Annotated in this window: 13 protein-coding genes; 10 read left to right on the top strand and 3 right to left on the bottom strand. The window is 69.2% G+C overall.

Annotated elements, in window-relative coordinates; genetic code table 11:
• The first annotated feature begins 105 nt into the window (after positions 1 to 105).
• The 7 genes from VFZ09_RS20200 to VFZ09_RS20170 all read left to right on the top strand — a co-directional run bounded on the left by VFZ09_RS20200 (position 106) and on the right by VFZ09_RS20170 (position 6,130).
• Complete coding sequence (locus VFZ09_RS20200) at positions 106 to 681, top strand: hypothetical protein (protein ID WP_329729254.1); 576 nt, start codon at positions 106 to 108, stop codon at positions 679 to 681.
• Positions 682 to 685: 4 nt separating this feature from the next.
• A complete protein-coding gene (locus VFZ09_RS20195) occupies positions 686 to 1,489 on the top strand; it encodes a hypothetical protein (protein WP_329729253.1) in 804 nt (267 codons plus the stop codon).
• Between the two features lie 11 nt (positions 1,490 to 1,500).
• Complete coding sequence (gene lpoB / locus VFZ09_RS20190) at positions 1,501 to 2,106, top strand: penicillin-binding protein activator LpoB (protein ID WP_329729252.1); 606 nt, start codon at positions 1,501 to 1,503, stop codon at positions 2,104 to 2,106.
• A gap of 6 nt (positions 2,107 to 2,112) precedes the next feature.
• A complete protein-coding gene (locus VFZ09_RS20185) occupies positions 2,113 to 3,360 on the top strand; it encodes a hypothetical protein (protein WP_329729251.1) in 1,248 nt (415 codons plus the stop codon).
• Positions 3,361 to 3,416: 56 nt separating this feature from the next.
• Positions 3,417 to 4,736 carry a dicarboxylate/amino acid:cation symporter gene (locus VFZ09_RS20180; protein ID WP_329729250.1) on the top strand — a complete coding sequence of 440 codons (1,320 nt, stop codon included), beginning with the start codon at positions 3,417 to 3,419 and terminating at the stop codon, positions 4,734 to 4,736.
• 82 nt (positions 4,737 to 4,818) lie between these two features.
• Positions 4,819 to 5,574, top strand: coding sequence for a ZIP family metal transporter (locus VFZ09_RS20175; RefSeq protein ID WP_329729249.1), 756 nt, complete (start codon positions 4,819 to 4,821; stop codon positions 5,572 to 5,574).
• Between the two features lie 148 nt (positions 5,575 to 5,722).
• Complete coding sequence (locus VFZ09_RS20170) at positions 5,723 to 6,130, top strand: CBS domain-containing protein (RefSeq protein ID WP_329729248.1); 408 nt, start codon at positions 5,723 to 5,725, stop codon at positions 6,128 to 6,130.
• A 6-nt stretch (positions 6,131 to 6,136) separates the two neighbouring features.
• On the opposite strand, the gene VFZ09_RS20165 is transcribed toward VFZ09_RS20170, so the two are convergent.
• Positions 6,137 to 6,622 carry a universal stress protein gene (locus VFZ09_RS20165; protein ID WP_329729247.1) on the bottom strand — a complete coding sequence of 162 codons (486 nt, stop codon included), beginning with the start codon at positions 6,620 to 6,622 and terminating at the stop codon, positions 6,137 to 6,139.
• A gap of 187 nt (positions 6,623 to 6,809) precedes the next feature.
• Here VFZ09_RS20165 and VFZ09_RS20160 point away from each other — a divergent pair, with 187 nt between their 5' ends.
• The 3 genes from VFZ09_RS20160 (at position 6,810) to VFZ09_RS20150 (ending at position 11,038) form a co-directional block, all read left to right on the top strand.
• On the top strand, positions 6,810 to 7,604 hold the full coding sequence (locus VFZ09_RS20160; RefSeq protein WP_329729246.1) for a class I SAM-dependent methyltransferase: 795 nt from the start codon (positions 6,810 to 6,812) through the stop codon (positions 7,602 to 7,604).
• Complete coding sequence (locus tag VFZ09_RS20155) at positions 7,601 to 8,344, top strand: Type 1 glutamine amidotransferase-like domain-containing protein (protein WP_329729245.1); 744 nt, start codon at positions 7,601 to 7,603, stop codon at positions 8,342 to 8,344. Before VFZ09_RS20160 ends, VFZ09_RS20155 begins: the two co-directional genes overlap by 4 nt.
• Before the next feature lie 279 nt (positions 8,345 to 8,623).
• The gene (locus VFZ09_RS20150; RefSeq protein WP_329729244.1) at positions 8,624 to 11,038 is read left to right on the top strand and encodes a stalk domain-containing protein; all 2,415 of its coding nucleotides are present in this window, start codon (positions 8,624 to 8,626) and stop codon (positions 11,036 to 11,038) included.
• 92 nt (positions 11,039 to 11,130) lie between these two features.
• On the opposite strand, the gene VFZ09_RS20145 is transcribed toward VFZ09_RS20150, so the two are convergent.
• Complete coding sequence (locus tag VFZ09_RS20145; RefSeq protein WP_329729243.1) at positions 11,131 to 12,261, bottom strand: HEAT repeat domain-containing protein; 1,131 nt, start codon at positions 12,259 to 12,261, stop codon at positions 11,131 to 11,133.
• Between the two features lie 3 nt (positions 12,262 to 12,264).
• Positions 12,265 to 12,945 (bottom strand): HEAT repeat domain-containing protein (locus tag VFZ09_RS20140; RefSeq protein WP_329729242.1); only part of this gene is annotated, 681 nt, incomplete at its 5' end.

Genomic DNA, 12,945 nt, shown 5'->3' with positions numbered 1-12,945 from the left:
CAGCCCGAGGCGTGAATAGGCTCCGCCCCCCGCGCGTCTGGGGGAGTGGTTGACGCACCCGGGGTTGCCAGACCTGGCCGGGTGCACCAGAGGGTGGAGCCTGTGATGAAGCGTCTTGCCTGGTTGTGGGGAGCCGCCTCGTTGGCGGCCGCGGTGATGATGGCGCCCTTGCCGGCGCGGGCCCAGCAGCGGGGCCGCACCGATGGACCGGAGGGCTCCGAGTACGGCAAGGGAGGGTACTCCCGGTCCTCGGACAGCCGGTTCTCTCTCGAGTTCAACTGGGGCGCGGCGTTCGCCGCCGATGCGACCACGGTGCGCCGGGGAAGCGTGCCGCTGTTCTTCGGCGGTACCGCCTCGCTCTGGGGCGCGGAGTGGTACCAGTTCGACCTGAGCGGTGCCTACGTGCTGCAGAACGGCCAGTGGAGCGTGCTGGCGGGCCCGCGCTTCCGCACCTACGGCTTCCCGGTGAGCTTGAACGTGGGCCTCAAGGCCGGCGGCTTCTTCATCCCCGACACGGGCCTGCGCTTCGGGCTGTCGCCCCAGGTGGGCGTGGACCTGTTCGCGGCCAACGAGCGGCTGGTGCTCGGCCTGGGTTATGCGCTGGACGTTCCCATTGTCGGCTCCGGGGACTTTCGCGGCATCATGAACCGGTTGTTCATGAACGTCGGGTACAGGTTCTGACGCCATGCTCGCCCACGCTCTCGCCGCAGTGATCGCGCTCGCCACCGGACAGGTGCGGCAACCCGTGCCCGTGCTTCCCTTCCCGGGCCAGACGCAGACGTACAACATCATCCAGTGGGACCCCAACCAGCTGCCGCGCATCTACGAACGCACGGACCAGCTCCCGCTCACCGATGAAGAGGTGGCGAAGCTGGCGAAGGCGGGCTTCGACGAGGCCCAGCTGGTGAAGATGATCGAACAGCGCCGCTGCGCCTGCGACGCGAGCGCGGACGGGCTCATCCGCCTCAAGGAAGCCGGCGTGCCCAAGGGCGTGCTGGACGCGGTGTCCACCCACGCGCTGCGGCCCAACCGGGCGCTGGACTTGCTGGTGACGCTGGACTTCACCGGCGAGAGCCGCACGGCGCGCGAGGGCTTCCTCTACTTCTTCGTGGAGGACGGGGAGGTGACGCGCGTCTTCACGGCCAACCTCCCGGAGCTGCTCGCGCGCCAGAACCAGCACGAGACGATGGTGGACCGCAGCGACATCCTGCGCGCCCGCACGGTGCGCCGCATCCAGCTGGCCGGGCAGGTGCCGCTCAAGACGTACGGCCCGCACCGGGTGATGGTGGTGGCCAGCGCCAGCCCGACGCTCACCCACCCCTCGCAGCTCACCGGCGCCGAGCGGGCCAAGGCCCAGCTCTACACCTTCGACTACCCGCGCTCGTCCCTGCAGAGCCTCTGCCGGCTGACGGCCGGGTACAAGCGCGACGCGGTGCTGACCTACAAGTGGAACTTCCAGGGCAGCCGCTTCGAATGCGAATGGAACTAGGAGTGCTCGCCATGAAGACCCGTCTCATCGTCTCCGCCTCGCTCGCCGGGCTCCTCGCCACCGCCTGCGGAGGGCCTCGCGCCTTCACCCGCGGCACCTACGAGGACCCGAACACCATCGAGATGCTGTCGGATCAGTTCAACGAGAACGACCTGCAGCTCATCGCCAAGAAGATGGTGAACTCGCTGGCCGCCTCGCCGCGCTTCTCCCAGCCCCCCGGGCCGCAGCTGCCCGTGGTGCTGGTGGGCCGGCTGAAGAACAAGACGTCCGAGCACATCGACATGGTCTCGCTGGGGGACAAGATCCAGACGGGGCTGGCGCAGACGGGCCGGTTCGCCCTGCTCGACAAGGCGGCGCGCGAGGACCTGGCCGAGGAGTACGAGTACCAGCAGTCCGGCTACGTGCGCCCCGACTCGGCCAAGGGCCCGGGCGAGCAGGCCAGCGCGGACTACCTGCTCACCGGAGAGCTCGCCTCCATCGTCCAGCAGGTCGGCAACGACAAGCTCGTCTATTACAAGATGACCGTGAAGCTGAACAACGTGCGCACGGGCATCGTGGAGTGGACAGACGAGAAGGAGATCCGCAAGAAGTTCGAGCGGAAGCCCATCTCCTGGTAGCCGGCCATGAGCGACTCGCGCCGTCACAGGGGGCTGGGAAGTACCGTGCTCGTGCTGGCGGGCCTGGTGCTGCTGTCCGGCTGCGCGGGGGACTACGTCGCGCGCACGCGCAACCTGCGCACCGCGTACGAGCGCGAGTCGTACGAGCTCGCGCTGACCGAGCTGGACGCGGTGGCGAAGCACGGCACGGGCAAGGACGCGCTGCTGGTGCTGCTGGACCGGGGCATGGTGCTGCATGCCGCGGGGCGGTGGCGCGACAGCATCCAGGTGCTGGCGGAGGCGGATCGGCTGGCCTCGGAGCTGGACGTCGTCTCGGTGAGCGAGGAGGCCGGGACGCTCCTCACCAACGAGCGGGAGCGCGCCTACCGGGGCGAGGACTTCGAGCGGTTGATGATCTCCGTGCTGCAGGCGCTCAACTACGCGCAGCTGGGCCAGGACGAGGAAGCCCTCGTCGAGGTCCGCCGGGTGAACGAGCGGCTGCGGAAGATGATCACCGAGGAGAAGAAGCCGTACGAGCAGCTCGCCATCGCGCGCTACCTCGGCGGCGTGCTGTACGAGGACCAGCGGGAGTGGGACTCGGCGTACATCGACTACGCGAAGGCGCTCGAGCTGGAGCCGGGGCTGGGGCCGCTGGCGGAGCCGCTGTTGAGGCTGGCGAAGAAGACGGGGCGGCTGGACGAGTACGAGCGGCTGCGCAAGCGCTTCCCGGACGTGGCGCACGAGCCGCTGGGCCCGGGCGAGGGGCAGGTGCTGGTGGTGGTGGAGGCGGGGCTGGCGCCGGAGAAGGAGCCCGTGGACCGGAGGCTGGAGACGCACGATCTCATCCAGGTGCCGGTGTTCCGGGACCGGGGCCGCCCGGGCCTGGCGCGGGTCTGGGTGGGGGAGCGCGGCCAGCGGGCGGTGACGGTGACGTCGCTGGCGGACGTGGCGAAGGTGCACCTGAACGAGCGCATCGGCCGGATGCTCGCCAGGCAGGTGGCCGGGGCCGTGGCCAAGGCGGGTGTGGCGGCGGGGGCGGGCGCGCTGACGAAGAGCAAGGAAGTGGGGGCGCTGACGTTCCTGCTGCTGAACACGATGAACCAGCCGGACCTGCGCTCGTGGATGTCGCTGCCGGCGGAGTTCCAGCTGGCGCGCTTCCGGTTGCCAGCGGGGCGGCACACCGTGACGGTGGAGGCCGAGGGCCTGCGCACCGAGCGGGAGGTCGAGGTCCAGCCTGGCCGCGTGCGCATCCTCGTGCTCCGCCGCTACGATTGACCGCTCCCCGCCGCGAGATACGCTCCAGCCCCCCACTTCCCAAGGAACCTCCCTCCATGGCCGTACAGGACCTGCGGGCCACGCCCGCGCCCCGCGGACTCCACCGGCACCTCTACGTCCAGGTGCTCGTGGCGATCGCCCTGGGCGCGCTGCTCGGCCACTTCTCCCCGGGCTTCGGCGCGTCGCTGAAGCCCCTGGGGGACGGCTTCATCAAGCTGGTGAAGATGGTCATCGCCCCCGTCATCTTCCTCACGGTGGTGACGGGCATCGCGGGCTCCTCGGACCTGAACAAGGTGGGCCGCGTGGCCGCGAAGGCCTTCGCCTACTTCCTCACCTTCTCGACATTGGCCCTCGTGGTGGGCATGGTCATCGCCAACGTGGTGCGGCCGGGGCAGGGGATGAACATCGACCCGAGCACCCTCACCTCCGCGGGCGAGGTGAGCAACTACGCCGCCAAGGCGCATGAGCAGTCGCTGGTGAAGTTCCTGCTCAACATCATCCCCAACACGGTGGTGAGCGCCTTCTCCGAGGGCGACATCCTCCAGGTGCTGTTCGTCTCCGTGCTCTTCGGCATCGCCCTGGCGATGATTGGAGAGAAGGCCCGGCCCACGCTGCAGCTGCTCGAGTCGCTGAGCCACGCCTTCTTCCGGCTGGTGGGCATCCTCATGAAGGCCGCGCCCATCGGGGCCTTCGGCGCGTTCGCCTTCACCATCGGCAAGTACGGCATCGGCTCGGTGGTGAACCTGGCGGCGCTCGTGCTCACCTTCTACCTGACGTCGGTCGTCTTCGTGCTCGGGGTGCTGGGGCTGGTGGCCCGCTACAACGGCTTCTCCGTCTTGCGGCTCATCCGCTACCTCCGGGCGGAGCTGCTGCTCGTGCTCGGCACCAGCTCGTCCGAGGCCGCGCTGCCCAGCCTGCTGGAGAAGATGGAGCGGGCGGGCTGCCCCAAGCAGATCGTCGGCCTGGTGGTGCCCACCGGCTACTCCTTCAACCTCGATGGCACCAACATCTACATGACGCTGGCGGCGCTCTTCATCGCCCAGGCGACCAACACCGAGTTGAGCCTCGGCCAGCAGGTGCTGTTGCTGCTGGTGGCCATGGTGAGCTCCAAGGGCGCGGCGGGCGTGACGGGCGCGGGCTTCATCACCCTCGCGGCCACCCTGTCGGTGGTGCCCTCGGTGCCCATCGCCGGCATGGCGCTCATCCTCGGCATCGATCGCTTCATGTCCGAGTGCCGCGCGTTGACCAACTTCATCGGCAACGCCGTGGCCACCGTCGTGGTGTCCAACTGGGAAGGGGGGCTGGACCGCAAGGCCTTCGAGGAGGCCCTGCAAGCGCCTCCCCTCCCTGTCGCGCTTGGGGAGAGGGCCGGGTGAGGGGGGCTCGTCTCCTGGATTCAACGCAGTGTATGCCCCCTCCTACCCACGACACCAATCTGTGCTAGGTGTCGGGCCCCCCATGTCTCTCGCGGTAGCCCTCTCCACCTATTCGCTGATCATCCTGCTGGGCGCCATCGTGGGCGCGCTGGCGGTGGTGTTCACCCGGAAGCCGACGCGGCTGGTGACGTTCCTGGCGTTCGCGGCGGGGGTGATGTTCGGGGCGGCCTTCTTCCACATGCTGCCGGAGGCGTACCACGGCGGAGGCTTCTGGGCCTTCGCGCTGGTGCCCGCGGGCTTCGTGTTCCTGATGGTGCTCGAGCGGTACGTGCTGACGCACGCGTGCGAGGAGCCGCCGGAGTGCGAGGAGCACATGCACGGGAACACGCTGGGACTGACGGCGTTCCTGGGGCTGTCGGCGCACACGCTGTTCGACGGCGTGGCGCTGGGCTCGGCGGTGAAGGAAGGCGTGGGGTTGATGGCGCTGCTGGCCATCACCTCGCACAAGATTCCGTCGTCGCTCTCGTTGGCGTCCATCCTCAAGACCGAGGGGAAGAGCTCGGGACGCATCCTGGTCTACGCGGTGCTGTACGGGCTGATGGTGCCGGTGGGGGCGGTGCTGTACTTCGCCTTCGACGCGGTGCTGCGCTTCGAGTCCCTGGCCCCGAGGGCGCTGGCCTTCTCGGCGGGCACGTTCCTCTACGTGGCGGTGTCGGACCTGCTGCCGCACGTGAACCGGCACGGCAAGGACAACCGGGGGCGCAACCTGGTGGCGCTGGCGGCGGGCCTGCTGTTGATGCTGGCGCTCGCGCAGGTGACCGGGCACCCCGGCCACTGAGCCCCGCCCGGGCATGGGGCGGAACGGCTGGCCGCCCGGTGGACAGCCGGTGGACGTGGCCCCGGCCCGGCCGCGGGTTCCCGGGCTGCAAGGGACCTTCCGAGGTCGCACCCTGAGTCGTGGACCTGGAGCGACCGCGAGGACCCCCATGCTCACCGTTGATGAACTGATGGCCCGGCAGCTGGTCACCCTGAAGGAGGACGATGACGTCGTCCGGGGAGATGACCTGCTGGCAGAACACGACATCCGCCATCTGCCCGTGGTGAAGGACGGGAAGCTCGTCGGGCTGGTGAGCCATCGGGACCTGATTCGAGCCCTGGCACGTCACGAGCGCAGCCCGGGCTCGCCCCCGGTGCAGGTGCGGGACATCATGACGCGCGCGCCGGAGACGCTGCGGCCCCGGAGCTCGGTGCGCGAGGCGATCCACAAGCTGCTCGACCGCAAGTTCGGCTGCGTGCCGGTGGTGGAGGACGGGGACCGGCTGGTGGGCATCATCACCGAGACGGATCTCATCCGGCTCGCGGGCCGCCTGCTGGACAAGGACGAGCGGCACTGAGACGGCTCACCCCACTGGCAGGGCCTCCTGCTCCTCTTCCATGCCGTGCACCGTCAGCACGGGGCAGGTGGCCCGGGCCACGACCTTCTGCGCCACACTGCCCATGAAGAGCCGGGCGAGCCCGGTGCGCCCATGGGTGCCCATCACCACCAGGTCATAGCCAGTGTTCGCGATCCGGAGGATGGTGTCGGCGGCGGGCCCCCGCTCCAGGTGGACCCGCAGGGGCACGGAGCTGGAGTGGTACTGCTCGGACCAGGCGTGCAGCAGCCGGCCGGCATGGGCGAGGCCCGTCGATTCCAATTGCGATCCCGGGTCCCCGGGAATCATCACCAGGCTCTCCGATTCCAGGTGCGGGGGGGGCTCCCAGACGTGAAGCAGATCGATGGAGGCGCCCATCCGTTCTGCGAGCGAGAGGGCGTACTGCATGGCGCGCCGCGAATATTCCGAGAAGTCGGTGGCCACGAGGATGCGGCGGATGGGTTGGGCCATCATGGCTGTCTCCCTGCGAGCGGACCCGAGGGTCCGCGACACCAGTGCCTTCATGGAACATGCGCCATGAGGCCGTTGTGGGCCGTCCATGCGGTGGACGCCGGAGGTTGGCCGCATGGCGCGCGGCCATGCTTGCTTTTCGGCCCGATGCGCCGAGGATGCGCGCCGCCGCCAGCGCGGCACCGCGCCCATGGAACGACTCTCCGACTGGTACGATCATCCCGAGTATTACGAAGCCATCTTCGGCACGGACACCGAGCGGGAGATGGACTTCCTGCTGGAGGTGGGCCGCCGCTACGGCACGGGCGGCAAGCGGCTGCTGGAGCCCGCGTGCGGAGCGGGGCGGCTGGTGGCCGAGGCCGCGCGCCGGGGCTGCCAGGTGGTGGGCTACGACATCTCCGAGAAGATGCTGGCCCACGCGCGCCAGCGCCTGACTCCGGCGCAGCGCCGGCGGGTGCGCCTCCACACCTCGCGCATGGAGACATTCCACCGGCCGGAGCTGGAAGGGCAGGTGGACCTGGCGTTCAACCTGGTGTCCACGTTCCGCTACCTCGACAGCGAGGCGGCGGCGCTGGCGCACCTGGAGGGGACGCGGCGGCTGCTGAAGCCCGAGGGCCTGTACGTGCTCGGCTTCCACCTCACGCACTACGCCCGGCGCAAGCCGGAGCATGAGCGCTGGGTGGAGCGGCTGGGGAAGGACACGGTGGTGTGCAACACCCATGAGGGGCTGCCGGAGCGCCGCCAGAGACGCTCGGAGATGCGCAACCGGCTGCGGATAACGGGGCCGGGGAAGGACCTGCTCATCGAGACGCACTGGTACTTCCGCACGTACGACCTGGCGCAGGCGAGGCGCCTGTTCCGCCGGGCGGGCCTTCGGGTGGTGGAGGTCTTCGACTTCGACTACCAGGTGGACACGCCGCGCAAGCGGGGGGAGATCCGGCTCGACAGCATCTTCGTCCTGCAACCCGCGAAGAGCTCCGAATGAAGACACCGCTCAAGCCGCTGTTCCTGCTCGCGGACAGCTCGCTGCTGTTCTGGCGCGTGGGGGACAAGCCGTTCCTGGACTGCCTGCGCGTGCTGACGGGGGCGGACCTCGCGGTGCCGCCCATCCAGGCGGCCTACCTGGGCGCGTCGAACGGAGACGTGCCCGCCTTCTTCGAGCTCTTCACCGCGGCGATGGAGCTGGCGGGCATCACCCACTGCCGGATGATTCCCTCGAGGCCCACGGACGAGGACCGCGAGTGGCTCGCGGGAGCGCACGTCATCCTGCTGGCGGGGGGAGATCCACTGTTGGGGTGGGAGAGCTTCCGTGAGAACGGCCTGGAGCCCGTGCTCCGGCAGCGCTACCTGGACGGCGCGGTGCTCATGGGCATCTCCGCGGGAGCGATGCAGCTCGGAGAGCGGGCGTGGAGTGAGTCCGGGCCCGGTGCGTCGGCGCTGTTCCCGGTGCTCGGACTGGCCCCGTTCATCGTGGGGGCGCACGAGCAGCCAGAGTGGGCGGAGTTGAAGCGCGCCGTGCGGGAGGCCGGCCCGGGAGTGCGAGGGATTGGCATTCCCGCCGGGGGAGGGGCCCTGCTGCACCCGGACCAGAGCCTGGAGCCGGTGCGCCACCCGCTGGTCGAGCTGCGCCACGAGGAGGGCGCGTTGCGCGAGACGCTGCTCTACCCACCGCGAGAGCCCTACCGGGGCGAGGTGCGGCTGCTGCCTTCCTCGCTTCTTCAATGACAGCCGTGGACCTGCACACGTTCCATCCAGGCGGCGGGTTCGATTCCCGCCGCCTCCACTGGAAGTAGCCGTCGGCAGTGATGCCTGCTTCCTGGCCACGCGGCGCACCGCTCAAGGCCCATCGTCAATCCATCGTCAGTCCATCGTCAATCCATCGTCAATCTCCAGCCGCGGCGGCGGTTCTCCCGGCGTATGAACTTGTCACTTGCGATTTATAGTCTTGGTTCATAGGAATCCCCGGGTACGTCCATTTTCAAATTTTCCTGGAGATTTCGTGAAATGAGGAATCTGTATGGTTTTGTGGGGCTGGCGCTGGCGCTGACCACGGCGCTGGCCAGCTCCACGTCCCACGCCCAATGTCCCGCTGGGGTGGATGAGTCGACGGTGCGGCCCATCAGTGGCTACTTCCCGCAGGATCCCGTCACGGTGCTGGTGAATGGGCAGCCGCTGACCTACCAGAGCGTGGCGCCGTTCATGATCAACGGCCGTGTCTTCGTGGAGATGGCGGCGCTCTACAACGCGCTCGGGCTGGCCATCACGTTCGAGCCCTCACCGGCCTACAAGCTGACCGGGACGAAGGATGACCTGAAGGTCATCACCTGCCTGGGCACCCGCACCGCGTACAAGACCATCTACGGGCTGGATGCGGGCACCATCTCGATGAGTGCCGCGGCCTTCATCGCCCAGGAGTACAACAAGACGCTGGTGCCCGCGGCTTTCATCGCGGACGCGGCCGGCGCCCAGGTGAACTACAACAGCACCACGCGCACGGTGACCATCACCTCGGGCCGCACGTACTTCTTCGACTGGAACGGCTCCTCCGGCACCTACATCCAGTACAGCGACTCGCGCTACCTGGGCCCCGAGGGCGGCACCTACTCGTGCGCCACGGGCTCCACGTTCGACATCAAGACGAAGTACTGCGTGCTCAACGGCACCACCACCGCCGTGGGGCCCTTCCCCACGCTCTACCGGACGCGCTGCCAGCAGTTGGGCTACACCAACTGCGCCACCAACAACTGGCCCACGGACCAGCTGCTGCGGATCATCGACACCGCGGGGCTGACCTCGCAGACGCAGGCCGAGGTGGTGGCCCTGATGAAGAGCAACCCGGAGGTGTACGGCGTCCCCTACGAGAACAACGACATCGTGAGCTCGGGCCTCTACTCGCTCACCGGCTCGGCCCTGGCGGACTTCCAGCGCTCGGAGAATCCGATGCCGCCCTTCGTGCTCTCCGGCCGCCGGCAGACGGACTCCCTGGTGCGCACCCTGTACCTGATGCTGCCGTCCTCCGTGCGCACCACCTACGCCTTCCTGCACCCGGATCGCGTGGCGCAGACGCCGGACGCCTACCTCCCCTACATCCAGAAGAAGCGGAAGGCCTACGTGGTGGGCTCCTTCATGGGCCTGGGTGGCATCTCCACCACCTCGGATCCGAAGTACCGCGCCGTCCTCCTGCGCCACGAGCGCGAGCTCTTCAAGCTGCGCACCACGCTGTCCCTGCTCAATGCCATGGGCATCCAGGTGGAGGGCGTCCTCTACTCGCTGGGTGACACCACGGACAACAACAGCCTCATCCAGTCCATCAAGACGGAGCTGCAGCAGCGCTATGATCGCATCCTCACCGCCGCGGGCCTGACCCCGCAGCCCATCTCCTTCGGAGGTGACGAGCTGATGCCGGTGGCCTTCGCGCGCGCCCTGGGCGTGCAGTACCCCGTGTACGTGCGCATCTCCAACCCGAACATGCAGCACCGCTATGATGGGCTGCGCACCACGCGCGTGCTGTTCAACCAGAAGCTCCCCGAGGTGGGCCTCACCGAGACCACCACGCGTGGCACCGCCGCCTTCGAGGTGCACGTGCTCACCCGCGAGCCGCAGATCGGCACGAAGATCGCCAGCGGCTCCGCCCGCTGCGACGGTGGCACCTACGGCATCGACGACTGGCTCTACTACGGCGACAGCACCACGGGCGGCTTCCGCTGCTCGGTGGACCGGACCAACCAGGCCAGCCACGACTCCAGCTTCATGTCGTACTTCAACACCTACACGGCGGCGGACCGGCAGCGCTCCTTCATCATCGACGCGCGCACCCACAACGGCTCGTGGAACAACACCTCCGCGCCCACCCAGTGTGACTACCTGGGCTACTCGGGCTGGGGCACGGGCGCCAACAACATCGGTGCGTCTCTGGCCATCGCCAAGATCCTGCACTACAGCAACAACCGCGGTGGCTCGCCGGTGGCGAAGCGGCTGTTCCTGGAGGCGGTGGCGCATGACGTGTACGCCAATGGCTACCAGGACGCGCAGCGCGGGCAGCTCAAGACGGACCTGGCGTCCATCTACGGCATCACCTTCAACCACCACCCGGGCTACACCAAGGCGAACGACGTCTACAACGTCTTCAACTACCTGACCGATTTCGCCAGCAACAAGATGAAGACGCACTACAACGGCACCAGCTGCATCCCCACCACCTACGCGTCCCCGTTCAAGTTCACCGCCCAGTTCTGGCGGACCTTCGAGAGCGAGGTGCACCTGTGGCCGGTGGGCGCCGGGGAGATCTTCACCCCGGGCGTGTACCGGACGGGCACGGTGCCCGGTGCGACGCAGCCCATGTGGCAGGTGTTGGATCCGCTCGGCCGTGGCACCGCGGGCACCACCCGGGTGGACATGAGCTACCTGTTGGCGGAGTAGCACGGCTCCAGCCACGCCCCCGCCTCCACCCGGATGAGCCGCCGGGTGGGGGAGGGGAGGAGCGCCCCTGGAGCGGGGACTCCCCGCGGGGCTCAGCCCTTCTGGCCCCGGCCGAGCTCCAGCGCCTGCTTGTCGCGCAGCAGCAGGTTCCACGTCTGCGGCTGCGAGGCCAGCAGCGTGAGCCAGGTGTCGAGCTCCCCGTCCATCGCCGGGTCCACGCCCTTGAGCTTCTGAAGCACCGGCACCGCGCCCGACAGGCCCAGCCGCGCGATGCTCTCCAGGATGGCGCTCCGCACCTCGCGGGAGCCCTCCGTGGCGAAGCGCCCGGTCAGCGCCTTCATCGTCCGCTCGGCCTCTCCCACCGCCACCGTGCCCAGTGTCTTCGCCGCCGCGGCCCGCACCTCGGGGTGCTCGGACTTCTCGAGCAGCTGCCGCACGGAGTCCACCGCGGGGGTCCGCGCCGCCTCGATGGAGGAGGCGCTCAGCAGCCCCGCCGCCGTCTTCGGATCACCCGCCTCCGACGCGAGCGCCACCGCCTGCTCCGCCACGCCCCGGGTGCGTCCGAAGTTGCGCCCGGCCTCGTCCTTCAGGTTGCCCACCACCGCCTCGCGCACCTCGGGCGCCGGGTCCTTCACCCACTGCCGGTACGCCTGCCGCGTGGACTCCGCCTTCGCCAGCACGTCGCTCGCCGGCTCGTCCGAGGCCCGCAGCGCCCGCACCATCACCGCCTTGCGCCCCGGGTCCGACTCGCGCCCCACCTTGTCCAGCACCCGCTCCAGCACCGTGCTGTCCCCCGTCAGGTTGAAGCGCATCACCCACAGGGACGTCAGCGCCTCCAGCACCTCCGGATCCTGCTCCGCCTCCACCTTCGCCCACAGCTGCTCGGGCGGCAGGTTCTCCAGGATGCCGCGCAGCTGCTCCATCACATACCGGCGCCAGGCCGGTGAGCCCTTGCCCTGGCGGTACTCCTCCACCAGCGCGTCCAGCTCGCACGGCACCGCCCGCAGCATGTCCTGTGGCGGGGGGGTCGCCACGGGGGCCGAGGCCGACGACGCCGGAGCCTTCCGCCCGCCACCCGTGCTCGCGCTGTCCGAGGCCGTGGGGGCCGGCGCCTCAGCGGAGGGCCCGTCCTCCCTGCCCGAGCGCCACAGCATCAGTCCCGCCAGCACGGCGATCAGCCCCGCGCCAACACCCACCCACTTCTTCCTCGCTCCCGTGCTCATCTCCTACCCCTCCGGGGCCTCGCAGCTGTGGTGGATGGTCTTGCCGATGAAGGCCCGGTCGAAGTCGACCTGGCCCGCCTCGTACATCGTCTTGAAGTCGGCGTAGTCCTGCTGGAAGCGCGCGTCCTGCCGCGCGAAGTCCTTCAGCAGTGGCAGGGCCCGGGCGCCCGCGGCCCGCACCGCGTAGCGGACGATGGCCCAGCGCACGCACTCGTTCTTCTCCTGGGGGAAGGACTGGCGGAAGGCCTCGAGCACCGCCTGGGTGTCGCGTCCCGAGGACAGCACCAGCGCGGCCATCTCCCGCACGTCGGGGTCCGGGTCCTCGAGATGGAGCTTCGCCAGCTGCTGGACCGACGCGCCGTCGAGCCGGGCGTCCGGGTAGGTGCCCATCTCGATGGCGAGGCCGCGCACGCTGGGCTCGGTGGAGTCGAGCGCCACCTCCAGCAGCTTGCCCATGTACGGGTCGAAGCGGCCGGTGCGCTGGAAGTCGGTGTCCATCACCCGGCCGATGGAGCGCACCGTGTGCATGGCCACGCCGGTGATGAGCGTGTCCTTCTTGGCCAGCGTGGTGAGGCGCTCCAGCATGGCCGGCTCGAAGCGGTGCTGCGTCTCCAGGGCCATGAGGGCGTTGGCCTGGTGGCCGGGGTCCTGGTGGCTCTCGGCCATGGAGGCCAGCCTGTCCAC

The organism is Archangium sp., assembly GCF_036277355.1.
Lineage (GTDB): Bacteria > Myxococcota > Myxococcia > Myxococcales > Myxococcaceae > Archangium.
This window is presented reverse-complemented; position numbering and strand designations above follow the sequence as displayed.